Source organism: Enterococcus sp. LX10 (genome assembly GCF_023539285.1).
In the GTDB taxonomy this organism is placed as follows: domain Bacteria; phylum Bacillota; class Bacilli; order Lactobacillales; family Enterococcaceae; genus Enterococcus; species Enterococcus faecalis.
This window is the reverse complement of the sequence record NZ_CP092784.1, coordinates 207,501-229,269: the sequence shown is the minus strand read 5'-3', so window position 1 is coordinate 229,269 and position 21,769 is coordinate 207,501. Positions and strand designations below refer to the sequence as shown.

20 protein-coding genes, 22 tRNA genes and 1 pseudogene (1 of these 43 running past the window's edge) are annotated in these 21,769 nt (G+C 39.5%); 3 read left to right on the top strand and 40 right to left on the bottom strand.

Going from position 1 to position 21,769, the window contains the following annotated elements:
• Positions 1–9: 9 nt before the first annotated feature.
• From MKZ30_RS01205 to efp, 4 genes are all read right to left on the bottom strand, one after another.
• A complete protein-coding gene (locus tag MKZ30_RS01205; RefSeq protein WP_033601151.1) occupies positions 10–1,146 on the bottom strand; it encodes a cystathionine gamma-synthase in 1,137 nt (378 codons plus the stop codon).
• A 13-nt stretch (positions 1,147–1,159) separates the two neighbouring features.
• Positions 1,160–2,077, bottom strand: a complete 918-nt coding sequence (locus MKZ30_RS01200; RefSeq protein WP_002383912.1) for a PLP-dependent cysteine synthase family protein — start codon at positions 2,075–2,077, stop codon at positions 1,160–1,162.
• A gap of 89 nt (positions 2,078–2,166) precedes the next feature.
• Positions 2,167–2,304: a hypothetical protein gene (locus MKZ30_RS01195; RefSeq protein ID WP_002366057.1), complete on the bottom strand. Its 138-nt coding sequence runs from the start codon at positions 2,302–2,304 to the stop codon at positions 2,167–2,169.
• Positions 2,305–2,472: 168 nt separating this feature from the next.
• Positions 2,473–3,033, bottom strand: a complete 561-nt coding sequence (gene efp, locus MKZ30_RS01190) for an elongation factor P (RefSeq protein ID WP_002355202.1) — start codon at positions 3,031–3,033, stop codon at positions 2,473–2,475.
• A gap of 354 nt (positions 3,034–3,387) precedes the next feature.
• Here efp and MKZ30_RS01185 point away from each other — a divergent pair, with 354 nt between their 5' ends.
• Positions 3,388–4,035 (top strand): FusB/FusC family EF-G-binding protein, encoded by a 648-nt coding sequence (locus MKZ30_RS01185; protein ID WP_002355200.1) that lies wholly within the window; start codon positions 3,388–3,390, stop codon positions 4,033–4,035.
• Positions 4,036–4,073: 38 nt separating this feature from the next.
• Here MKZ30_RS01185 and MKZ30_RS01180 read toward each other — a convergent pair whose 3' ends face one another.
• From MKZ30_RS01180 to fabF, 3 genes are all read right to left on the bottom strand, one after another.
• Entirely contained in the window at positions 4,074–5,042 is a 969-nt protein-coding gene (locus MKZ30_RS01180) for a dihydroorotate oxidase (protein WP_002386045.1), read from the bottom strand.
• A 144-nt stretch (positions 5,043–5,186) separates the two neighbouring features.
• Positions 5,187–5,621 carry a 3-hydroxyacyl-ACP dehydratase FabZ gene (fabZ, locus tag MKZ30_RS01175; protein ID WP_002355197.1) on the bottom strand — a complete coding sequence of 145 codons (435 nt, stop codon included), beginning with the start codon at positions 5,619–5,621 and terminating at the stop codon, positions 5,187–5,189.
• A 1-nt stretch (position 5,622) separates the two neighbouring features.
• Entirely contained in the window at positions 5,623–6,861 is a 1,239-nt protein-coding gene (fabF, locus tag MKZ30_RS01170; protein WP_002358339.1) for a beta-ketoacyl-ACP synthase II, read from the bottom strand.
• A 297-nt stretch (positions 6,862–7,158) separates the two neighbouring features.
• On the opposite strand from fabF, the gene fabI reads away from it, so the two are divergent.
• Positions 7,159–7,911: an enoyl-ACP reductase FabI gene (gene fabI / locus MKZ30_RS01165; RefSeq protein ID WP_002358338.1), complete on the top strand. Its 753-nt coding sequence runs from the start codon at positions 7,159–7,161 to the stop codon at positions 7,909–7,911.
• Between the two features lie 98 nt (positions 7,912–8,009).
• Here fabI and MKZ30_RS01160 read toward each other — a convergent pair whose 3' ends face one another.
• The 5 genes from MKZ30_RS01160 to MKZ30_RS01140 form a co-directional block, all read right to left on the bottom strand.
• On the bottom strand, positions 8,010–8,423 hold the full coding sequence (locus tag MKZ30_RS01160; protein ID WP_016614498.1) for a DUF4809 family protein: 414 nt from the start codon (positions 8,421–8,423) through the stop codon (positions 8,010–8,012).
• A gap of 29 nt (positions 8,424–8,452) precedes the next feature.
• The gene (locus MKZ30_RS01155) at positions 8,453–9,388 is read right to left on the bottom strand and encodes a cation diffusion facilitator family transporter (protein WP_016614499.1); all 936 of its coding nucleotides are present in this window, start codon (positions 9,386–9,388) and stop codon (positions 8,453–8,455) included.
• Between the two features lie 142 nt (positions 9,389–9,530).
• Entirely contained in the window at positions 9,531–10,205 is a 675-nt protein-coding gene (locus MKZ30_RS01150; RefSeq protein ID WP_002408651.1) for an HD domain-containing protein, read from the bottom strand.
• A gap of 12 nt (positions 10,206–10,217) precedes the next feature.
• A complete protein-coding gene (locus tag MKZ30_RS01145; RefSeq protein ID WP_002355189.1) occupies positions 10,218–10,730 on the bottom strand; it encodes a DNA-3-methyladenine glycosylase I in 513 nt (170 codons plus the stop codon).
• Between the two features lie 12 nt (positions 10,731–10,742).
• On the bottom strand, positions 10,743–11,234 hold the full coding sequence (locus tag MKZ30_RS01140; RefSeq protein WP_002383917.1) for a methylated-DNA--[protein]-cysteine S-methyltransferase: 492 nt from the start codon (positions 11,232–11,234) through the stop codon (positions 10,743–10,745).
• Positions 11,235–11,344: 110 nt separating this feature from the next.
• Here MKZ30_RS01140 and MKZ30_RS01135 point away from each other — a divergent pair.
• Positions 11,345–11,937: pseudogene (locus MKZ30_RS01135) on the top strand (bifunctional transcriptional activator/DNA repair enzyme AdaA).
• A gap of 17 nt (positions 11,938–11,954) precedes the next feature.
• On the opposite strand, the gene MKZ30_RS01130 reads toward MKZ30_RS01135, so the two are convergent.
• The 28 genes from MKZ30_RS01130 to MKZ30_RS00995 form a co-directional block, all read right to left on the bottom strand.
• Complete coding sequence (locus MKZ30_RS01130; RefSeq protein WP_002383919.1) at positions 11,955–12,698, bottom strand: alpha/beta hydrolase; 744 nt, start codon at positions 12,696–12,698, stop codon at positions 11,955–11,957.
• Positions 12,699–12,835: 137 nt separating this feature from the next.
• Positions 12,836–13,654 (bottom strand): histidine phosphatase family protein, encoded by an 819-nt coding sequence (locus MKZ30_RS01125; protein ID WP_033601152.1) that lies wholly within the window; start codon positions 13,652–13,654, stop codon positions 12,836–12,838.
• A 20-nt stretch (positions 13,655–13,674) separates the two neighbouring features.
• A complete protein-coding gene (locus tag MKZ30_RS01120; protein ID WP_002373156.1) occupies positions 13,675–15,141 on the bottom strand; it encodes a glycoside hydrolase family 1 protein in 1,467 nt (488 codons plus the stop codon).
• Between the two features lie 122 nt (positions 15,142–15,263).
• Entirely contained in the window at positions 15,264–16,694 is a 1,431-nt protein-coding gene (locus MKZ30_RS01115; protein ID WP_002355183.1) for a 6-phospho-beta-glucosidase, read from the bottom strand.
• Between the two features lie 23 nt (positions 16,695–16,717).
• Positions 16,718–18,616, bottom strand: coding sequence for a beta-glucoside-specific PTS transporter subunit IIABC (locus MKZ30_RS01110; RefSeq protein ID WP_002358327.1), 1,899 nt, complete (start codon positions 18,614–18,616; stop codon positions 16,718–16,720).
• Between the two features lie 73 nt (positions 18,617–18,689).
• On the bottom strand, positions 18,690–19,532 hold the full coding sequence (licT, locus tag MKZ30_RS01105; RefSeq protein WP_002355181.1) for a BglG family transcription antiterminator LicT: 843 nt from the start codon (positions 19,530–19,532) through the stop codon (positions 18,690–18,692).
• Positions 19,533–19,774: 242 nt separating this feature from the next.
• A tRNA-Glu gene (locus tag MKZ30_RS01100) sits at positions 19,775–19,846 on the bottom strand.
• Between the two features lie 15 nt (positions 19,847–19,861).
• Positions 19,862–19,949, bottom strand: a tRNA-Ser gene (locus tag MKZ30_RS01095).
• Positions 19,950–19,959: 10 nt separating this feature from the next.
• A tRNA-Ile gene (locus tag MKZ30_RS01090) sits at positions 19,960–20,033 on the bottom strand.
• Positions 20,034–20,046: 13 nt separating this feature from the next.
• A tRNA-Gly gene (locus MKZ30_RS01085) sits at positions 20,047–20,117 on the bottom strand.
• A gap of 14 nt (positions 20,118–20,131) precedes the next feature.
• A tRNA-Phe gene (locus MKZ30_RS01080) sits at positions 20,132–20,204 on the bottom strand.
• A 5-nt stretch (positions 20,205–20,209) separates the two neighbouring features.
• Positions 20,210–20,283: transfer RNA gene (locus MKZ30_RS01075), tRNA-Asp, on the bottom strand.
• Positions 20,284–20,331: 48 nt separating this feature from the next.
• Positions 20,332–20,405, bottom strand: a tRNA-Met gene (locus tag MKZ30_RS01070).
• A gap of 33 nt (positions 20,406–20,438) precedes the next feature.
• Positions 20,439–20,528: transfer RNA gene (locus MKZ30_RS01065), tRNA-Ser, on the bottom strand.
• Positions 20,529–20,540: 12 nt separating this feature from the next.
• Positions 20,541–20,612: transfer RNA gene (locus MKZ30_RS01060), tRNA-Glu, on the bottom strand.
• A gap of 14 nt (positions 20,613–20,626) precedes the next feature.
• A tRNA-Ile gene (locus MKZ30_RS01055) sits at positions 20,627–20,700 on the bottom strand.
• A gap of 9 nt (positions 20,701–20,709) precedes the next feature.
• Positions 20,710–20,780, bottom strand: a tRNA-Gly gene (locus MKZ30_RS01050).
• Position 20,781: 1 nt separating this feature from the next.
• A tRNA-Asp gene (locus tag MKZ30_RS01045) sits at positions 20,782–20,858 on the bottom strand.
• Between the two features lie 38 nt (positions 20,859–20,896).
• A tRNA-Met gene (locus MKZ30_RS01040) sits at positions 20,897–20,970 on the bottom strand.
• Positions 20,971–21,003: 33 nt separating this feature from the next.
• Positions 21,004–21,093 (bottom strand) — tRNA-Ser (locus tag MKZ30_RS01035).
• Positions 21,094–21,126: 33 nt separating this feature from the next.
• Positions 21,127–21,200: transfer RNA gene (locus MKZ30_RS01030), tRNA-Ile, on the bottom strand.
• A 20-nt stretch (positions 21,201–21,220) separates the two neighbouring features.
• A tRNA-Met gene (locus tag MKZ30_RS01025) sits at positions 21,221–21,294 on the bottom strand.
• A gap of 22 nt (positions 21,295–21,316) precedes the next feature.
• A tRNA-Ala gene (locus tag MKZ30_RS01020) sits at positions 21,317–21,389 on the bottom strand.
• 13 nt (positions 21,390–21,402) lie between these two features.
• Positions 21,403–21,476, bottom strand: a tRNA-Pro gene (locus MKZ30_RS01015).
• Between the two features lie 11 nt (positions 21,477–21,487).
• Positions 21,488–21,561, bottom strand: a tRNA-Arg gene (locus MKZ30_RS01010).
• 14 nt (positions 21,562–21,575) lie between these two features.
• Positions 21,576–21,661, bottom strand: a tRNA-Leu gene (locus tag MKZ30_RS01005).
• A 15-nt stretch (positions 21,662–21,676) separates the two neighbouring features.
• Positions 21,677–21,748: transfer RNA gene (locus MKZ30_RS01000), tRNA-Gly, on the bottom strand.
• A gap of 4 nt (positions 21,749–21,752) precedes the next feature.
• Positions 21,753–21,769 (bottom strand) — tRNA-Thr (locus MKZ30_RS00995) (it continues 59 nt past the right edge of the window).

Here is a 21,769-nt window from a genome sequence, read left to right as displayed (position 1 = left end):
GCCTTTTGTTTATGCTTGTAATCCCTTTTCTAAATCAGCCAACAAATCTTCGACTGCTTCAATTCCTACAGATAAACGAATGAGTCCATCTTTAATTCCCACGGCTTCACGATTTTCCTTGGGAATAGATGCGTGAGTCATAATGGCAGGTACTTCAATTAAACTTTCTACGCCACCTAAACTTTCCGCTAAAGTAAAAATTTCCAACGCTTCTACGAAAGGAACGACTTGCTCATCTTTGGCTAATTCAAAAGAAATCATACCACTAAACCCCGACATCTGTTTTTGTGCAATTTCGTGACCAGGATGACTCGCTAGTCCTGGATAATACACCGTTGCTACAGCTGGATGCGCTTCTAAAAATTCTGCGATTTTTTGAGCATTTTGGGCATGCGCTGCCATCCGGACGCCTAATGTTTTTAAACTACGTTGGACCAACCAACTATCATGTGGTCCTAAAACAGCGCCAATCGCATTTTGTAAAAAGGCAATCTTTTCTGCGCTTTCTGAATGATTCGTTACGACTAAACCAGAAACTACATCACTATGGCCCCCTAAATATTTTGTCCCGCTGTGAACCACAATATCAGCACCTAACGCTAACGGCCGTTGAAAATAAGGCGTTGCAAAAGTATTATCGACAATGGTTAACAACTGATGTTTTTTAGCAAGCTTAGCCGCCGCTTCAATATCTGTAATTTTTAACAGTGGATTACTTGGTGTTTCCAAAAACAAGGCTTTTGTATTTGGCTGAATTGCGGCTTCAATTGTTGCTAAGTCGCTGGCGTTTACAATCGTATAGCTTAACCCATTTGCTACAAATACTTTGTCCAATAAACGGAAACTGCCCCCATAGACATCGTCACCTAATAAAATATGATCTTCGGGTCCAAACATAGAAATGATTGCATGAATACCCGCTAAGCCTGAGCTAAACGCAAAGCCATGGCTCCCACCTTCTAACTCAGCAATTAAGGTTTCTAACGCGTGACGTGTGGGATTACCTGAACGAGAATATTCATATTCTTTGGGCTGGCCCACGCCGTTTTGTTCAAAGGTTGACGTTTGATAAATAGGAACACTCACTGCACCTGTTGTTGTATCTTTACTAATGCCGCCATGAATTAATTTGGTATTGAATTTCATAAAAGTTTTCCTCCTAAGAATAAATATTTTTTGATAAATAACGGTCACTACCGTCAGGAAAAATAGTTACAATTGTGCTACCTGCTGGTAAGCGGCGCGCCTCTCTTAATGCCGCCGCAAACGCTGCGCCGCTGGAGCTTCCCACCAGCAAAGCGCTTTTCTTGGCTAATTGTTTGACCCAGAAAAAACCATCCTCGTCTGAAATGGTATAAAAGCCGTCCACAGGAATCTGTTTAAGAAAAGGCGGCACGAACTCCACGCCAATACCTTCGATTTCATGTCCGTGTGCAGGTCCGCCATTTAAAATTGAACCTTCTGGCTCCACACCCCATAATTGCGTCTTACTATTTTGTTCTTTGAGATATCTGCCAACACCTGCAAACGTTCCACCACTGCCTAAACCTGCGACAAAGCTAGTAATCTTCCCGCCTAGGTCTTGAACAATTTCAGGTCCTAATCCTTCGTAGTAAGCAGCAGGATTATCCGGATTTTCAAATTGTAACGGCACGTAACTATTAGGAATTTCCTTGGCTAAGTCTTTGGCACTAGTTATCGCTCCGACAATCCCTTGCTCTGTTGGCGAAGGGACAATTTTAGCACCTAACGCTTGCATCAGCTGTTGTTTTTCCTGACTAAATTTTTCTGGCACAACAAAGATTGTCTTGAGGCCCAGTTGACTGGCAGCTAATGCAAGTCCAATCCCTGTATTCCCCGCTGTCGGTTCAATAATTGTTGTGGCTTGATTTATCTTTCCCGTTTTCATTGCTTCTTTGAGAAGATGCACACCAAGCCGATCTTTGACACTGCCACCTGGATTCAAATATTCTAGTTTCGCATAAATTTTAGTGCCTTCTGGCATAGGATATTGTTCACTTGTAAATTCAAATAATGGTGTTGCTCCGATTGTGTCTAAAATTGACTGAACAATCATAGCGAATTCCTCCTTCTAATACATGTACATAAAACAAAAAGGTGCTGATCGCATCAGCACCTTTTTTGTTTATTTCTGGTTGTCTAGATTCAGAGAGGAATCGTGTTAGGCAATTTTTCAGAAATAACGGAGGTTTTCCCCATCACAAAAGAGTATGCTGCACTATTTTGCACCATACAACAACAGCTTTCCGTTTCTAAAAAAAGGCTAGCTTGTTTTTTCGTCATGGTTGATTTCCTCCTTCGTCATGTGTTGACCAAACTATACCATTTCCCATTTTCTAGTGTCAACGATTCTAACGATTGCTATTTCCTATCACACCAATGGTTTTCTTATAGGTAAAAGAATTAATAGACCAAAAAAAACAGAAGGCTAGCCTTCTGTTTTTCTGCTACTTATTTAGCACGTTTTAAATACGTACCTTCCGCAGTATTGATTTCTAATAATTCGTCTGCTTCAACAAAATCTGGAACGTTAACAACTAATCCTGTTTCCATTGTAGCAGGTTTACCAGAACCAGTTACTGTTGCGCCTTTGATTGAAGGTTGCGTTTCAGCAACACGTAAGATTACCGTTGTTGGTAAAGTTAAACCAATGACTTCTTCACCATAAAATTGAATTTTTACTTCCATATTTTCTAATAAATATTTTAGTTCTTCTTCAATTAAAGCAGTTGGTACTTCATATTGTTCATATGTTTCTAAATCCATGAAAATAGCCATATCATCTTGACTGTATAAATATTGAACTGGTTTTGTATCGATGTGCGCTTTTTTCACTTTTTCATCTGGGCGCATTGTTGTATCTGTTGTTGAACCCGTACGAACATCTTTTAATTTCATACGCATAACCGTGTTACCTTTACCTGGTTTGTGGTGGCTAGCTTCCATTACTTTAATTAATTTGCCGTCTTGCTCAAAAGTCATACCGGCTTTTAAATCGCTTGCTGCAATCATTGTAATTTCTCCTTTTCTCTGGTTAATTCTTCATTATTGTAGCAAATAACCTAGGATTAATCTAGGAAATCACGTATCTTTTTTAGAAGTTTATCACTCCCCAGACATTGAATTGGGAAATAAAACGAGTTTAACTTGCCTTTTTTCTTGAATTGCGTTAGAATTACCAAGCTTTCATCAATTATTTTCACTTTTTACATAGAAAAAATCAATCATTAAAGGGGGTGATGATATGATACGTCAAACGCTATCTTTATCAAAAACACATGAGGTTGTCTGTCACTAAACATACGTTGGTGAGACAAATTGCCTTTCAGCGTATGTATTCGGTCTATTTGAAAGGAATTTAAAATCATGAACCCAACTATTCAACCTTACCAATTTAACATAATTAAAGAACAAGTCGCTGTGTTACTAAACACCTATACGTCTGTCAACGATGCTACCACTGTCAAAACTGTCCAGGCCCTATGTGCCGAAAAAATCAATGGGTTATTTCCAGAAGAACACCCTGCTGTTACGATTTTGTTGGACAAAGTGATGGATCGTCGTTTAACACGCGCACGTGCTGAAAAATATTTAGATGAATTAAAAGAAACCGTGCTGCCCTTTAAAGAACCTTCAACACCACAAGTCACGAAAGTCTTTCGCAAAGTGAAAAAGTTAAAGATTCCTGAGTGGGAAAACATGGATTTACGGAACAATACCTATGTCGGTTGGAACGACGCTGGGACTCAGAAAAAATTTATCTTAGCTTATCGAGAAAATAAATTAATCGGCGTCCACGGCACCCTTTCACCCACCATTGTTAAAGGTGTTTGCTCCATCTGTCAAACAATCACGAATGTGTCTATGTTCCTAGCTACCACCAAATCAGGCGGTGACGGAACCTACACGAAAAAAGGCAATTACATTTGCCATGATAGCGACACCTGTAACCAACAATTAACACAACCTGAATATTTGGAAGCCTTTATGGAAAATGTTAAGGCTGTGAAATAACAAAAAAACCGTCAAGAAATTTTCTTGACGTTTTTTTGTTACATCTCTTTCAATTTCCCACGAAATTCTTCAATACTTTCATAACCTTTTGCTGCCATGATTTCTTGTAATTCTTTGGCTAGACGCTCAAAAACTTGTGGACCTTCTTGATGCAATTGTGTGCCAACTTGTACTAATGTCGCACCACATAAAAGATGCTCAAAAACATCCTTTCCGCATGTAATACCGCCCGTTCCAATAATTTTGATTTCTGGTTTCAAACGTTGCGCAAACGCACGAACATTGGCTAACGCTGTTGGTTTGACATATTCGCCGCCCAGTCCACCGAAGCCTCCTTTTGGTTTAATGACCACTTCTTCCTTGTCACTGTCAATATATAAACCATTACCGATGCTATTAATACTATTCACGTATACTAAAGGGAATTTATTTAAAATTTCAGCCATTGCGTCAAAATGTGCAATATCAAAAAATGGGGGTAATTTTACACCTAATGGTTTAGTAAAAAATTGAAAAACTTCTGTTAAAAGCTTTTCTGTTAATTCAAAATCATAAGCAATTTGCGGTTTACCAGGTAAATTGGGACAAGACAAATTAAATTCTGTCACTCCTGTGTATTCACTTTCTTGCACTTTTTTTAAAATAGCGATATTTTCCTCATAATTCATACCAGATACAGATAAAAAGCGTAACTCCTCAGGAAATTCCTTTTGACGTGCAATCTGATAATCTAAATAATAATCAATCCCTAAATTAGGCAAGCCCATTGAGTTAATACTTCCTAATGGTGTATCAAAATACCGAGGCTCCTCATTGCCCTGACGAGGATTAGGTGTTGCTGTCTTAGCGACAAAAGCACCTGCTTGAGAAGCCGCTAACTCATCCATTTCCTTAATTGTCATACAATGAATGCCTGATGCGTTCATTAACACATTCGCCAATTTATGTCCCGAAAACTCTACTGAAATATCCAAAAGAAAAACCCTCCTGTAAATTGTTTTACTCATAAGCTTACCACCTTCACATAAGCTTTTTATGATTATAGCATGTTTTTTTGCGTTAGTGTTATTTATATAAATTTAAAAAGGAATAAGCCAATATGACTTATTCCTTTTCTTAGGGAAACTAACGTATCCAAAATTGATTGATTCTTATCGTCCCACAATAAACGTCAATTCACATTCGCAGACCTTTTTATCTTCCACGTAAGCAGTCGCTTTGCCGATGCCGACAAAGTCACGTAATTTGACGATTTCAAAATGTAATTTCAAGACATCACCAGGGACCACTTTTTGACGGAATTTGGCCTTGTTGATACCGCCAATATAGGCCGTTTCACCTTCAAATTGATCCATTTTTAAGATTAAAATCGAACCTACTTGTGCCAATGCTTCAATAATCAAAACGCCTGGCATTGTTGGATTTCCAGGGAAATGTCCTTGGAAAAATTCTTCGTTAATTGTCACATTTTTTGTTGCAATAATCTTTTCATTTGGAATAATTTCATCCACATAATCAATATAACAAATCGGATAGCGATTAGGAATCATTTCCATAATTTCTGTTGCAGTCATTACTTTTTTCATACTAGTTTTCCTCCCATTTCTTCAAGCAAATTACACCATTATGGCCACCAAAGCCAAACGAATTACTAATTGTATAGTCCGCTGTAATGTCACGTGCACCTTCTGTGACATAATCTAAATCACAATCTGGATCAGCTACTTGGTAGCCTACTGTCGGATGAGCTTTTCCTTCTTGCAATGTTTGCACACAAGCGATCGCTTCGATACCGCCAGCCGCGCCCAATAAATGTCCAGTCATACTCTTTGTACTTGAAATTGGAATTTGCGATGCTCGCTCACCAAAGACACGTTTGATGGCCGTTGTTTCCGCAGCGTCATTCGCTGGGGTTGACGTACCATGAGCATTGATATACCCAATTTGTTCCGGCGTAATCCCTGCTTCCGCAATCGCCATTTCCATCGCAGCCGCCGCGCCACTACCGTCTTTTAAAGGAGCGGTCATGTGGCTAGCATCACAGTTGCTGCCATATCCAACAATTTCGCCGTAGATAGTTGCGCCACGTTTCTGTGCATGCTCGAGTTCTTCTAAAACCAGCATTCCTGCGCCTTCACCCATCACAAAACCTTTTCGTTCTTTATCAAAAGGAATCGAAGCCCGAGTCGCATCTTCTGTTGTATTTAAAGCATTCAATGCCGCAAAACCGGCAATCCCAATTTCACATACTGTGGCTTCTGTGCCACCAGTTACCATCATGTCCGCTAAACCATATTTAATCGTGCGAAAAGCTTCACCAATCGCATTCGTCGCAGAAGCACAAGCAGTCACGATAGTTTGAGAAGGTCCTTTTGCACCTAGACGAATCGAAATATTTCCCGCTGCCATATTAGCAATTACCATAGGCACGAAAAATGGTGTTACGCGTTTTGCGCCTTTTTTATCCATTACCCGTACTTGGTCTTGTAAGGTAGTCATCCCGCCGATCCCACTACCGACAATCACACCTAAACGAGTCGGGTCAATCGTTGCTTCTGTTAAACCACTCATTTCCCACGCTTCTAAAGCAGCCACCAAGCCATATTGAGAAAATAAGTCCATTCTTTTTTGCTCTTTGCGTTCTAAAACAGCACTTGGGTCAAACTCTTTCACTTCGCCAGCCAAAGCTACCCCAGTATCTTCAGAATCAAATTTAGTGATTTTGCCAATTCCTAGCTTGCCATCCACTAGATTATGCCAAAATTCTTTTACGGTATTGCCTAATGGTGTTACGGCTCCCATGCCGGTTATGACCACTCTTTTCATACTGTACCTCCGAGTTTATTTTGATTATCAAACTATTATTTCATGCGGTTTCCAGCACTTTTTCTTAAAAAACAAGAAAAATAGTTTGACTTTCAAAGTATTTTGGTTAATAATTCAGACATCAGGAAAAATGTCTGTTTTTTTCAAGATTAGAAAATTGAGAAGATTTTGTTATCATTCTCACACAGATAATACCAGTTGAAATTTTATTCGTCAACTCAATAAATGTAACTTTTACATTTTGATGAAGAAAAGCCTATTCTATCAACAAAAATTTTTTATTAAAGGAGATTTTATATGTTTTTACAAAATAAGAATGTCGTCGTAATGGGTGTTGCCAACAAAAAAAGTATTGCTTGGGGCTGTGCAAAAGCATTAAAAGATCAAGGGGCCAATGTTATTTATACGTATCAAAACGAACGCATGAAAAAGCAAGTAGTTAAATTAGCAGATGAAAATGATTTGTTGGTGGAGTGCGATGTTGCTTCTGATGCGTCCATTCAAGCAGCCTTTGAAACAATTAAAAACGAAGTGGGCACAATCGATGGACTAGTCCATGCGATTGCTTTTGCCAAAAAAGAAGAATTGTCTGGAAACGTTAGTGACATCACTCGTGATGGTTTCCTATTAGCACAAGATATTAGTAGCTACTCTCTTTTAGCAGTCACTCATTATGCGAAACCTTTGTTAAATCCTGGTTCAGGAATTGTCACATTGACGTATTTAGGTTCCGAACGTGCGATTCCTAACTACAATATGATGGGGATTGCTAAAGCTTCTTTAGAAACTGCCGTGAAATATTTAGCTTTTGAATTAGCTGCAGATAAAATTCGTGTCAATGGAATCTCCGCAGGAGCGATTAAAACATTGGCTGTGACTGGTGTAAAAGACTACGATCAATTGATTAGTATTTCTAATGAGCGGACACCAGATAAAACAGGTGTAACCATTGAAGAAGTCGGAAACACTTGTGCCTTTTTAGTCAGTGAACTAGCTAGTGGTGTGGTCGGTGACATCATTTATGTCGATAAAGGCGTTCACTTAACTTAATCATTTTTTGTCTTTATTTTCTATTTATACATTAAAAAACAGAGATTGGACAATCTCTTTCACTCATTGATTGTCCAATTTCTGTTCTATTTTGTACTTTATTCTATAATAAAATTGACAGTTTCAATTCCAAAAACAGTTGTTAGGATTTGATTGACTTGTTCAAAAAGTTTTGGTAAATCTTCCAGTTTATTTTTAGATTGGATTTTTTCAGAACCGTTATCGTAGCTTAAATGATTGTACGTTTCTTTAAAGGTTACTGCTGTGCCTTCTTTTCGATAAAGGATATATTCGTCATCTAGCATATCCATTTGCAGCTCCTGTTTAAATCCATTTCTGGCAACAACAGCAGAAACTAGATGAGCAACAGTCAAGCCATCTAACGGAATGTCCACTCCATTCATTGCTAATGTGTAGACGGTATCTTCCACTAAACCACAGGCGTTGCAACCACCACTGGTTAAATCTACTGTACTTGTTATAATTGCCTCTTGCATCGTTTCTTCCCCCATATTGTTTTTTAAAGTTATTCTTTCATTTGTTATTTACGAACGTAATTCACATCATAATCGTCAACTTCAATATAGATATAGATTTTTTTATCAGGCATTTTACTGCGAATGTCTCGTTCAATCGCATTCACAACATCAGGTGCATCTTCTTCCATTGGTTCTACCACATCAATTTTTGCCGCTACTAAAATTTCAGTTGGGCCTAAATGAACGGTTTTTACATCAATTAGTTTTTCAACATCCGCCCGATCAAATGCGGTTTTAATTTTTGCTAAATCTGTAGCGGTCACACTTTCGCCTATAATCAAACTATAAAATTCTTTCGCTAAGAAAATGGCTGCACACATTAATAGTAAACCAATCAGTAAACCACTGATAGCATCAAATGCAGCAATCCCAGTTACCATCGTTAAAAGGGTCCCCACCAAAGCTAAACACAAACCAATAACCGCACAAAAGTCTTCCGTAAAAATAATTAAAATTTCACTGTGACGACTTTCTCGCAAAAATTTTAAGAGCGATAACTTCTCTGTATTCAATTCTTTGATTTCTTTCATCGCTACACGCAACGAGCTACCTTCCACAAGCAAACCAAAAATTAAAATACCAATGACAATAGTCACATTTTCTACTTCATGAGAGGGATGCAGTAACTTCTGAATAGCCTCCATTACGCCTAACGCACCCCCACCAAAAAAGAGCATCGTTGCAACAATTGTACTAAAAAAGTATTTTGCACGGCCTTCTCCAAATTGATGTAACGCACTTTGTCCACGAGAAGCGCGCTTATTCCCAAAAAGTAATAATACCTGATTACTACAGTCCACGACACTGTGGATACTTTCATTCATCATAGCGGTACTACCACTTAAAGCAAAACCAACAAATTTACTAATCGCTACTAAAATATTCGCAATCAGTGCGGCAATAACTGCAAACATGCCACTCGATTTTTTTGTCTCCATAATTACCTCCTATATGTAACGTAAAACTAAGATAAACCACCCGTTTATTCATCCATCATTTTACCACTTCTGAGGTATTTGTAAAAAAGAGTTCTCTTAAAATTCAAAAAGAAATGTACTGACTGTTTTAGTTGGCCCTCATTTATCGGTGTCCATCCCACTCTTGATAAAATTCCTCCAGATAAAGTTCCATAAATTGATGACGCTTTTCCGCCAATAAGCGACCATAATTTGTATTCATTTGTTCCTTTAACTTTAAAAGTTTCTCATAAAAATGCATAATGGCAGTATCTTCCCCATTCCGGTATTCTTCTTGGGTTAACTGTTCACGAGGTTGTTTGTGGGGATCGTGAATTAGACGGCCTTTATTTCCCGAATAAGCCATCACCCGTGCAATTCCAATCGCGCCGATGGCATCTAATCGATCCGCATCCTGGACCACTTTTCCTTCTAATGTAGTGACTGTTTTCCCAGTATTTCCTCCTTTAAAGGACATATTAGCAATAATAGAAAGGATGTGATTCGTTTGCTCTGTTGATACGTCATTCGCTTCCAACCATTGTTGCACCTTTAGCAAGCCAGCCTCTTCACTTTCGTTAAATTTTTCATCGCCAATATCATGTAACAATGCTGTTAATATACATAAAAATAAATTTGCTTGTTCTTTCTCTGCAATTGTTTTTGCTAATTGTGTCACCCGATAAATATGCCACCAGTCATGGCCACTTGCTTCGTTGGCTAATTCTTGTTGAACATAACGCTCTGCTGCTTGAATAATTATTTTTTCTTCAAAACTAAGAGATTCATTTTCAAACATCCTAACACTCCTTTATTCTGGATTTAAAATTTCCACTTGGATAATCCCACTAGCTTTCAGAAACATATTGGTGACAATCGGACCTACAAAAGAAAATCCTCTTTTTTTTAAGTCTTTTGCTACGTTATCTGACAAAAGCTGTGTGCGTGGGACTTGGTATGCTTCTTCATAAATAGATAAAACGGGGACGTTTTTTACAAATTGCCATAGATAATTGGCAAAACTGCCAAATTCTTCTTGTACTTTTAAAATTGCTTGCGCATTTTTAATGGTTGCTTCAATTTTGCGCCGATTGCGAATCATATCTGGATCAGCTACTATTCGATCGACTTCGTCAGGCAACAGCGCGGCAACTTTTTCCGGCTTCATTTGGCAAAAATTTTTCATGAATGCTACTTTTTTCCCTGCTGCTGCTTTCCAACTTAAACCAACTTGAAAAACACCCACCGTCAACAATAAAAACAGCAAATCATCCTCTCTTGTAGGTTTTCCCCATTGTTCTGTATACCATTGATAGTTGTTCATCGCCGCCTCCTTTTAAGACTGTTCAAATGTTAATAATGCTTGTTTCATTGCTAAACCACCACGGTAACCGGTTAATTGTCCCTTGCTGCCGATGACTCGATGGCAAGGAATGACCATTAATAAAGGATTTTTCCCAATCGCTGTGCCAACTGCTCGAACCGCACGTGGACGCCCAATTTTTTCTGAAATTTCTTGATAGGTCATTGTCTCACCATAAGGTATTTCTTGCAACGCCTGCCAAACTTCTTTTTGAAATGGTGTTCCTTCGATGTCTATGGGATAAGCAAACGTTGTCGAATGTTGGTTAAGATAACTTATTAATGCTTCTTTATAAGGCGCAGTTTTCTTTTCAGAAGCTTCTAATTGTGCTTGAGGGTACCAGTTTTTCAGCTCTTCTATCGATTGATTGGCTGAACCTACAAAAGCTAGTCCAGCGTCTGTCACACCAAGATAATAGTGATCTTTCTGCCATTCTTGTTGCGCATAATAAATCTTTTTTACCATATGTCTACACTTCTTTCTCGTGTTTTCTTATCTTCATTATAATTCTTTTGGCTTTCAAAATCTTGCGCTCCTATCACTTTTTACTTGTTTTTATTAGGGATTCTTTTACAATGAAGAAAACGGGAGGTGTGCTTACAATGAAAACAACGTATCGACTTACTCAGAAACGTTGGGAAGCCATTCAAAATAATAATACGCAATTTGATGGTGATTTTTTTATGGTGTGACCACAACTAAAATTTTTTGTCGTCCTTCGTGCCCTTCCCGTGTGCCCAACAAGAACCACGTTCTGATTTTCAAAACGGCTCAGGAAGCTTTAACACTTGGTTTTCGTCCATGTAAAAGATGTCAACCAACCGGGCAAGTCGTTCCTAACGAGGAATGGGTTGCTCAAATTAAGCAATTTATTGATCGGCATTCAGCGGAACCTTTAAGTTTAGACTATTTAGCGCAAGCCTGCCACGGTAGTCCCTTTCATTTGCAGCGAACCTTTAAGGAACAGACGAAACAAACCCCATTAGCTTATTTAACAAGTGTCCGAATTAGGCAAGCCCAAGAATTGCTTCTCCATTCACCCCTTACGATTCAACAAATCGCGAAAAAAGTTGGCTTCCAAACCGCAGCATATTTTGCCACCACTTTTAAAAAAGAAACAGGCGTAACCCCCTCTGTTTATCGCAGTAAAAATGAGCCGAAAAAATAACATTTCGGCTCATCGGATTATTTATTGGGGCGTGATTGTAGCCACGCTACAATCAATTGACTGATTTCTGTTTGCTGTTGCTCGTTAGAAATTGTCGCTTTGTTATCTCCTTTTTGGACACCGTAATTACCAAACCCTGCATGATTACCACCTTTGATAGATACATACTGCGTATCTTTTGGCAAAAACTGTTTGGCTTTTTGGTAGCTAGTCCAATTTAAAACACCATCGTTTGTGGCTGTTATTGACAGAACCGGCAGATTTTGCTTGTTTAGTGCACCTTTTTCGTCAGGATAGCTGGCTAAATAAATCATGCCTTTGATTCGTTGCTCATTTTCCGCTACAAAACGACTAGCCATCACACCACCCAGAGAATGCCCAGCCAAAACGAAGTTTTGTTGTGGATGATCCTTTATAATTTGTTCTGCAGCATTTGGTGCAAGAACCGCTAAATTCAAAGGAAAATGAACAACATAGACATCGTAACCTTTCGTAGCAACTTCTTGCGCCCATTCACTATAACTAGCGGGCGCAACCAATGCACCTGGATAAAAAATCAGTGCTGTATCATTTTTTTGCCCGTTTGTGTAATAATCATAGTTTTTTTCTTGCGTGGCACTTTGACTTATTTTTAAGGCCGAATCGGTTGCTTGATACGTACTATTTTTAATAAAAATAGTCAGGCCGATGACTAAGATTACTAAAAAAAGCCCAAGTCCTAGGACAATTTTTTTCCAGCGTGATTTTGTTCTATTTTTCATCTTATTTCCTCCCAATGAAAAAATTCTTCTTTCTGATTCTACCTTTAATAAAAAAAGAACACAACAATAGGAGTTGGTGGAGCAACCCTTTTCTTGCTCCACCAACTCCTAAATAAACTGTTTCTCGACGCCTTAGATTATTTTGATTCTTTTTTGCCTGCTTCTAAGTAGCTGACATCATTGACTTTATCCAAAGTATACTCGCCATTTTTGTAATGAATCGTTGTAACACTAGCATTCTTCAAACCGCCTTCTGGGACTTTAAAATCATCAAATAAAGTTGCTAACAACGCTGAAATACTCAAGCCATGAGAGACCACTAAAACATTGCCATTCCCAGGATTGGCTGATTCTGTGGCAACAATTTTATCTAAGCCTTTTTTCAAACGTTTGGTAATTGTAGCATAGTCTTCTGCAGGCCAGTTATTCTTGCTTTCCTCGCGCTGTTGATCCAGTTTAGCTACACTGTTGGCAAAAGATTCAGGGGTCATGTTTTTCATAAATTCTTCTAAGGAAACACCTTGATCATCAGCAATATCCTGCCACATTGTCTTGTTTAAATCCCCTTCATAGCTACCAAAATTAAATTCACGTAAATCTGGGTCACGCACGACTTCAAGGTCTTTGCCTGCTTTATTTTGATCTAAAATAAGTTGAGCAGTTTGCAAGGCGCGGCCACTATCACTACTATATGCATTTTGAAAGGCAACATCTTTCAAACCAATCCCAGTTGCTGTCACAACTTTTTCACCTTCTGGTGTTAAGACCGCATCTGACCATCCTTGTACTCGGTCCGTCGTATTTAACATGGTTTTTCCATGGCGCACAATGTAAAGAGTTAGTTCTTCAGTTTTTGTCTCTTTTTCTTTTGTCGTTGCTTGCTGATTTTTACCACAACCAACCATTACTAAAATGGCCAGAAAAAGCATCCCCACAATCGTCAATCGTTTTTTCATTTTTTATTTCCCCTCATTTTCTACTCAGTTGTTAAGTTTTCACCATTACTAGCGATAACTTGTTTGTACCAATTAAATGATTTTTTCTTAGTTCGTTTCAAGGTTCCCTGACCTTCGTCATCCATGTCTACATAGATAAAGCCGTAACGTTTTTTCATTTCGCCAGTCCCTGCTGAAACTAAGTCAATACAACCCCATGGCGTATAACCAATTAAGTTAACCCCGTCTTCTTCTACTGCGGTTCTCATGGCTTCAATATGTTGTTTAAAATAATCAATGCGGTAATCGTCGACAATCGAGCCATCCTCTTGCAATGTGTCCACCGCGCCAAACCCGTTTTCAACCACAAACAATGGCATATTGTAACGATCTGACAACTGACACAATGAAATTCTTAATCCTAAAGGATCGACAGCCCAGCCCCATTCAGATTCTTGCAAATAAGGATTTTTAACCGCAGGCATTTGGTTGCCTCCGACATATTTTACTTCTTCGGGATAAGCAGTCGAAACGGTCGACATATAATAACTAAACCCGATATAATCAACTGTTCCTTTTTGAATAATCGCTAAATCCTCTGACTCCATTTGAATTGTCATTCCTTCACGCTCAAATTCTTTGAGCTTATGCGCTGGATAATATCCCTTAGCCTGGACATCCATATAAAATTCTTGCTCTCGGTTAAATTGAACAGCTGCCATCACGTCCTCAGGTTTGCAGGACAAAGGATAACTTGGGATATAAGCCACCATCATACCAATCTGGAAATCTGGATTGATGGAATGTCCTAATTCAACTGCTTTCGCACTTGCTACAAATAGATGATGTGCCGCTTGATATTTACTTTGTTTATCATTATTGTGAATCCCAATTTGCGTCCAACTTCTTAAAAAATTAATTTCATTAAAAGTCATCCAATACTTCACTTTATCCTGGTAACGTGTAAAAATGGTTTCGCAAAAGAAAACAAAGAAATCAATCACTTCACGATTTTTCCAACCATCATATTCATCGGCCAAATACATCGGAATATCAAAATGGTTAATCGTCACAACAGGCTCAATTCCATGGCGCAGCAAAGTATCAAAAACTTTATCATAAAAGGCTAAGCCTTCTTCATTAATCTCTTTTGTTCCATTTGGGCAAATCCGGCTCCAGGCGATAGACAGCCGAAAACATTTGAAACCCATTTCTGCAAATAAGGCGATATCTTCTTCGTAATGATGGTAAAAGTCCGTCGCTACATGGCTAGGATAGTATAACTCTTCATCGATATAGCCAATCGCTCCTTCGGGCAATGCTTGATCGCGCGTACACGAAGCTTTTTGGCCCTCTTTAGTTAAATACGTAATCCGTCGCGGTTCTGTTTGACTACCACCAGTAATTGCATCTAATGTACTCAGACCTTTGCCTCCTGAAAGGTAGCCACCTTCATATTGGTTAGCAGCTGTTGCGCCGCCCCATAAAAAATTTTCTGGAAATCCCATAAAATCCCTCTTTCCCTCTGTTTTTAGGCATAACAAAGAAACCATCAAGGGAATTGAGGCTGGCAGAAGAGTCCTTGTTTTTTCTGCCAACGTCAAACGCCCTTTAATAGTTGCTAATTTTATTAATTACTTAAATCTTCACCATTTGTTGCGATTACTTTTTTGTACCAATCAAACGATTTTTTCTTGCTTCGTTTTAACGTACCATTTCCTTCGTTATCGCGATCCACATAGATAAAGCCATAGCGTTTTTTCATTTCACCAGTTCCAGCTGATACTAAATCAATACAGCCCCAAGTCGTATAGCCTAACAAGTCGACACCATCTTGTTCAACGGCATCTTTCATCGCTTGAATATGCGCCGCCAAATAATCGATACGATAATCATCGACTACATAACCATTTTCGTCTGGTGTGTCTACCGCTCCTAAGCCATTTTCAACAATGAATAGTGGTTTTTGATAACGATCATATAAATCATTCATCGTAATTCTCAAACCAAGCGGATCAATTTGCCAACCCCATTCACTGGCTTTTAAATAAGGATTTTTCACAGAGGCAAAGATGTTACCAGCTGTTTGTTCATTAATTTCTGGATCTGTTGATGTGACACGAGAAGAATAATAAGAGAACGAAATGAAGTCCACCGTATGTTCTTTTAAAAGTTCTTCGTCGCCTTCTTCCATTTCAATTTGAATACCTTTACGTGCCATTTCTTTTAAAGCATACGCAGGGTATTCCCCACGTGATTGGACATCAATAAAGAAATAATTTTCACGATCTGCTTGTCGAGCAGCGAAAACATCTTCTGGTTTGCAAGTATAAGCGTAGTTGGAACCAGCCGCTAACATACAACCTACTTGGTTTTCAGGATCTACCTCATGAGCAATTTTTGTCGCAATTGCACTTGCTAGTAGTTCATGATGGGCCGCTTGGTATTTCACTTGTTCTTTGTTTTCGCCTTCTTCAAAGTATAGACCTGCTCCCATAAATGGTGCATGTAAAATCATATTAATTTCGTTAAATGTTAACCAATACTTGACTAATCCTTTATATCGGTTGAAAATTACACGGCAAAGATTTTCATAGAAACCTACTAACTTACGACTACGCCAAGCGCCATATTCTTCCACTAAGTGCATTGGACAGTCAAAGTGTGTAATCGTTACTAGTGGCTCAATCCCATATTTATGACATTCTTTGAATAAGTCTTCATAGAACTTCAAGCCTTCTTCATTCGGCTCTGTTTCATCTCCCATTGGAAAAATTCGACTCCAAGCAATGGATAAACGGTATGTTTTAAAACCCATTTCACCAAACAAGGCGATATCTTCTTTATAGCGATGATACATATCAATCGCCTCTTGTGCAGGATAGAAATGTTCCTCATCAAAGTTAAACATTTTCTTTTCACCAGTGATTACTGGAAAACGATCTGGACCAGTTGGCGCTAAATCGACGTTTGCCAGACCGCGTCCACCTTCGTTATAGCCACCTTCACATTGATTGGCTGCTGTTGCGCCACCCCATAAAAAGTCTTTTCTAAATGCCATAAATTCTCTTCCTCCACATCTTTTTATATTAAAGCGGTCAGCAAATCATCGCTTGTTGAAACTTCATTACTGCCGACTTCCAAAATATCTAAATAATCCGCTGTATTCGTCACAACGATTGGGATTTGTGTACTAAACCCAGCTTTTTTAATTCCTTCTAAATCAAAGGTTACTAATGTTTGACCTTTTTTCACGCGGTCACCTTGTTTTACAAAAGCTTCAAAGCCTTCACCTTCTAATTGAACTGTATCAATCCCAATATGAATCAATAATTCTGTGCCGTTATCTGAAATCAAACCTAATGCATGTTTTGTTGGGAATAGTGTGACAATCGTTCCATCAAAGGGTGCAACCACTTTACCTTCCGTTGGTTCAATCACGACCCCATTTCCTAAAGCTCCATTTGCAAAAGCAGGATCCTCTGCATTTTTTAAAGATAACACTCGTCCTTTGACTGGACTTGTAATATTTTCTTTTTTAATCGTTGTTTTATCAATAATCACTTCTTCTTCCTCAACTGTATTGTCTTTCCAGAAGAAGAATGTTAGACCAAAACCAACGACCGCTGCAATGGCAATTGCAATAAAGGACTGAATCATCCCACTTGCATCATCACCATTGATAAAGTTTAGCACACCGAAAATTCCTAAACCACCCATTGTATAAGCTGTCACATTGTTGATCATCAAATATAAACCACCGACAGCGCCACCAATCATTGAATAAATAAATGGCCATTTTTTCGGTAAAGTGATTCCATAAATCGCTGGCTCTGTTACACCAAAAATACCAGAGATAATTGCTGGCGGACACAAAGCTTTTAACTTTTTATCTTTCAATTTGAAGAACATCGCTAAAACAACCGCTGTTTGCGCAAAACTAGCTGCAAATGATCCCGTTAATACTTGGCTTGAACCTTCTTGTGTCACTTGCATAATAGCTAATGGCACAACGCTCCAATGTAAACCAAAAATAACTAAGACTTGCCAGAAGAAACCAAGAATCAAACCATACAAAGCTGGTGAGAAACTCATTAATGCTGTAAAGCCAGCGCTTAATAAATCCGTTAGCATGCTAACGATTGGCCCAATTACTAAGAAACCAATTGGTAAGGCAATCAACAAGACAAAAAACGGTACTAAGAACGTTTGAACAACTTCTGGAATAATACGTTTAAACACTTTTTGAACTTGTGCCGCAAAAGCAATAATGAAGATGATTGGTACGACACTACTTGTATAGTTCGCACCGACCCAAGGAATCCCCATAAATGTATTATAGGCAGGTAAGCCGAATAAATTATACGGTGCTGCGGCTCCGGCACCCGCTGTTGTTTCAAAGGCCGTTTGTAATGCACTTCCTTGAATCGTTGGGTAACATAAAGCTGCGCCAATCACGATCCCTACCATTGGATGCAACCGGAATTTTTTAGCTGCTGTATAACCTAAAATAACTGGCATAAAGTAGAAAATTGCATCGCCAATCCCATTTAACATGGTATAAGTCCCTGACGTAGCCGTATAGAGCTTTAAGAAAACCAATAAGGCATTTAACCCTTTAACCATCCCAGCCGCTGCTAACGCCCCTAAAAAGGGTTGGAAACAACCACTTAAAATATCTATTAAGCGATCAAATAAATTCCCACTGGAAGCTTCTTCTTCACGTTCTCCTGACAAGCCTGCAATACTAACTACTTCTTCGTAAACGGCTGGAACATGGTTCCCAATAACGACTTGATATTGTCCACCGCTTTTCATAACAGTTACCACACCGTCCATATTTTTTAAGACATCATCATTCGCTTGACTCTCATCTTTTAATTTGAAGCGAAGACGTGTGATACAATGTGTCAAACTATTAATATTCTCTTGCCCACCGACATTTTTTACAATTTTTTCTGCTAGTTCATGATATTTTCCCATCTTTTTTTCCTCCAAAAATTTATTTTCATTTGAAGGTTTAGCCAACTGAATGTCACTATCCAAAGTGGTGCGTTTATTGTTCCGTTGTTTGTACAATTCGTGCAATGTGAATCGTTAGGTACAAGCGTTCTTCATTTGAAACTTGATAGTCATAGTTCTCATTTAAATACAAGCTGATCTTTTCCACGCAACGATAGGCGTTGAGATATTTCTTTTTAATTACCGCATACAGTTCTTCATCATCATTTTCGACAACTTCACGTTGGTGTAATAAGCGATAACAGAAAAATTTTAAATGTGTGCTAAATCGATAAAAGTAAACAGAGTCTTCATCAAAACTTACCTTAAAATAGTATTTGACGATATTTGTAATCTCTTGCATCAACTTTGTCAATTCGTAAATATTACCGACTTCTTCCTCCATCTCCGCATTCACCAAGTGCAATGCGATAAAACCTGCCTCATCCGTTGACAATTCCATTCCTACGCGCTTTTGTACCATTTTTAAAGCATTTACTCCTACTTCGTACTCTTCAGGAAAAAAACGTTTAATATCCCATAATAATAAATTCTTAATTGCAATTCCTTGTTTTTTTCTTTCTAAAGCTGTGTACAAATGATCCGTCAGAGAAATATAAATGGTATCATTCAAACTCTTTTTCAACGTTGATTTTGCATAAACAATAATGTCATCCGAGAGTTTCATCATCTCTAAAGGAATATTTCCTAACAATTCTTGAAACTTAAGTGATGTTTCTTGATTGGCTAAATAAAAAACTTGATCGATACTTTCATCAGGAACCCAATCCCCAATGCGTTTCTTAAAAGCAATTCCTTTGCCCATAACAATTTGCTCTCGTTTATCATCATCTAATGTAATAACCACATTATTGTTCAAAATTTTGTGAATAATCAATGCCCCACCTCCTTTGTGTTTCGTTGAAAAAAGAAAAACCCAATTTCTTCAAAAAGAACGACACATCTGTCGCTTCATGAAAAAATTAGGTTTAGCTTGTCTTTAAACAATCACTATCCATCTATTTACTTATCCCTACATCCAAAGAATAACATATTTACAACAAATGTCAACGCTTTCAACGACATTTTTTTGTAATAAAAATAAAAAAAGCATACAAACAATGTTTGTATGCTTCACTATGACCCGTACGGGACTCGAACCCGTGTTACCGCCGTGAAAGGGCGGTGTCTTAACCGCTTGACCAACGGGCCATTAAAAAGAAAAAACGGAGAAGGAGGGATTTGAACCCTCGCGCCGGTTTCCCGACCTACACCCTTAGCAGGGGCGCCTCTTCAGCCACTTGAGTACTTCCCCAAGAAATAAATGGGCCTAAATGGACTCGAACCATCGACCTCACGCTTATCAGGCGTGCGCTCTAACCAGCTGAGCTATAGGCCCCAAATAAGAAAAAAGCGGGTGACGAGAATCGAACTCGCGACAACAGCTTGGAAGGCTGTGGTTTTACCACTAAACTACACCCGCAAATTTTTCTTGGATGGCGCGGGACAGAATCGAACTGCCGACACATGGAGCTTCAATCCATTGCTCTACCAACTGAGCTACCGAGCCAAAAACGGTCTGGACGGGACTCGAACCCGCGACCTCCTGCGTGACAGGCAGGCATTCTAACCAGCTGAACTACCAAACCAATTCGTTTTTGCTTTATGCAAATGTATGCTTTAAAAAATAAAAGCAATTGCGGGGGCAGGATTTGAACCTACGACCTTCGGGTTATGAGCCCGACGAGCTACCTGACTGCTCCACCCCGCGATAATTAGACCAAGGAAAATTGATTCCTAAGAAAGGAGGATAAGGGATTCGAACCCTTGCACGGTTTTACCCGCCTGACGGTTTTCAAGACCGTTCCCTTCAGCCGGACTTGGGTAATCCTCCGTAACAAAACTATGACCCGTACGGGACTCGAACCCGTGTTACCGCCGTGAAAGGGCGGTGTCTTAACCGCTTGACCAACGGGCCATTTTATAAAATTATGGGCCTAAATGGACTCGAACCATCGACCTCACGCTTATCAGGCGTGCGCTCTAACCAGCTGAGCTATAGGCCCAAAAAGAAAAGCGGGTGACGAGAATCGAACTCGCGACAACAGCTTGGAAGGCTGTGGTTTTACCACTAAACTACACCCGCATGGCGGTCTGGACGGGACTCGAACCCGCGACCTCCTGCGTGACAGGCAGGCATTCTAACCAGCTGAACTACCAAACCATACTTTTCTTTTTATGTGCTTTTGAAATCAAAAGCAATTGCGGGGGCAGGATTTGAACCTACGACCTTCGGGTTATGAGCCCGACGAGCTACCTGACTGCTCCACCCCGCGATAATTAGACTAAGGAAAATTGATTCCTAAGAAAGGAGGATAAGGGATTCGAACCCTTGCACGGTTTTACCCGCCTGACGGTTTTCAAGACCGTTCCCTTCAGCCGGACTTGGGTAATCCTCCATGATAAAAATAAAACTATAAACAACGTCACAATGGACCTTGTAGGACTCGAACCTACGACCGGACGGTTATGAGCCGTCTGCTCTAACCAACTGAGCTAAAGGTCCAGGCTCTTCCAAATGTATAATCGCGGCGGAGGGGATCGAACCCCCGACCTCCCGGGTATGAACCGGACGCTCTAGCCAGCTGAGCTACACCGCGAAACTCTTATATTAAATAAGAATGGAGCCTAGCGGGATCGAACCGCTGACCTCCTGCGTGCAAAGCAGGCGCTCTCCCAGCTGAGCTAAGGCCCCATGAAAATTATTATCGGGAAGACAGGATTCGAACCTGCGACCCCTTGGTCCCAAACCAAGTGCTCTACCAAGCTGAGCTACTTCCCGTATATAACTAATGCACCCAAAGGGAGTCGAACCCCTAACCTTTTGATTCGTAGTCAAACACTCTATCCAGTTGAGCTATGGGTGCTAAATATAAAACAATGCCGAGGACCGGAATCGAACCGGTACGGTGATCACTCACCGCAGGATTTTAAGTCCTGTGCGTCTGCCAGTTCCGCCACCCCGGCGTAATGAATTGGCTAAGCGGAAAACGGGGTTCGAACCCGCGACCCCCACCTTGGCAAGGTGGTGCTCTACCACTGAGCTATTTCCGCAAAATGGTGCCGGCTAAAGGA

Coding starts and splice junctions, on each gene's coding strand:
- MKZ30_RS01205 (WP_033601151.1), bottom strand. CDS start 1,146: ATGAAATTCAATACCAAATTAATTCATGGCGGCATTAGTAAAGATACA.
- MKZ30_RS01200 (WP_002383912.1), bottom strand. CDS start 2,077: ATGATTGTTCAGTCAATTTTAGACACAATCGGAGCAACACCATTATTT.
- MKZ30_RS01195 (WP_002366057.1), bottom strand. CDS start 2,304: ATGACGAAAAAACAAGCTAGCCTTTTTTTAGAAACGGAAAGCTGTTGT.
- efp (WP_002355202.1), bottom strand. CDS start 3,033: ATGATTGCAGCAAGCGATTTAAAAGCCGGTATGACTTTTGAGCAAGAC.
- MKZ30_RS01185 (WP_002355200.1), top strand. CDS start 3,388: ATGAACCCAACTATTCAACCTTACCAATTTAACATAATTAAAGAACAA.
- MKZ30_RS01180 (WP_002386045.1), bottom strand. CDS start 5,042: ATGAGTAAAACAATTTACAGGAGGGTTTTTCTTTTGGATATTTCAGTA.
- fabZ (WP_002355197.1), bottom strand. CDS start 5,621: ATGAAAAAAGTAATGACTGCAACAGAAATTATGGAAATGATTCCTAAT.
- fabF (WP_002358339.1), bottom strand. CDS start 6,861: ATGAAAAGAGTGGTCATAACCGGCATGGGAGCCGTAACACCATTAGGC.
- fabI (WP_002358338.1), top strand. CDS start 7,159: ATGTTTTTACAAAATAAGAATGTCGTCGTAATGGGTGTTGCCAACAAA.
- MKZ30_RS01160 (WP_016614498.1), bottom strand. CDS start 8,423: ATGGGGGAAGAAACGATGCAAGAGGCAATTATAACAAGTACAGTAGAT.
- MKZ30_RS01155 (WP_016614499.1), bottom strand. CDS start 9,388: ATGGAGACAAAAAAATCGAGTGGCATGTTTGCAGTTATTGCCGCACTG.
- MKZ30_RS01150 (WP_002408651.1), bottom strand. CDS start 10,205: ATGTTTGAAAATGAATCTCTTAGTTTTGAAGAAAAAATAATTATTCAA.
- MKZ30_RS01145 (WP_002355189.1), bottom strand. CDS start 10,730: ATGAACAACTATCAATGGTATACAGAACAATGGGGAAAACCTACAAGA.
- MKZ30_RS01140 (WP_002383917.1), bottom strand. CDS start 11,234: ATGGTAAAAAAGATTTATTATGCGCAACAAGAATGGCAGAAAGATCAC.
- MKZ30_RS01130 (WP_002383919.1), bottom strand. CDS start 12,698: ATGAAAAATAGAACAAAATCACGCTGGAAAAAAATTGTCCTAGGACTT.
- MKZ30_RS01125 (WP_033601152.1), bottom strand. CDS start 13,654: ATGAAAAAACGATTGACGATTGTGGGGATGCTTTTTCTGGCCATTTTA.
- MKZ30_RS01120 (WP_002373156.1), bottom strand. CDS start 15,141: ATGGGATTTCCAGAAAATTTTTTATGGGGCGGCGCAACAGCTGCTAAC.
- MKZ30_RS01115 (WP_002355183.1), bottom strand. CDS start 16,694: ATGGCATTTAGAAAAGACTTTTTATGGGGTGGCGCAACAGCAGCCAAT.
- MKZ30_RS01110 (WP_002358327.1), bottom strand. CDS start 18,616: ATGGGAAAATATCATGAACTAGCAGAAAAAATTGTAAAAAATGTCGGT.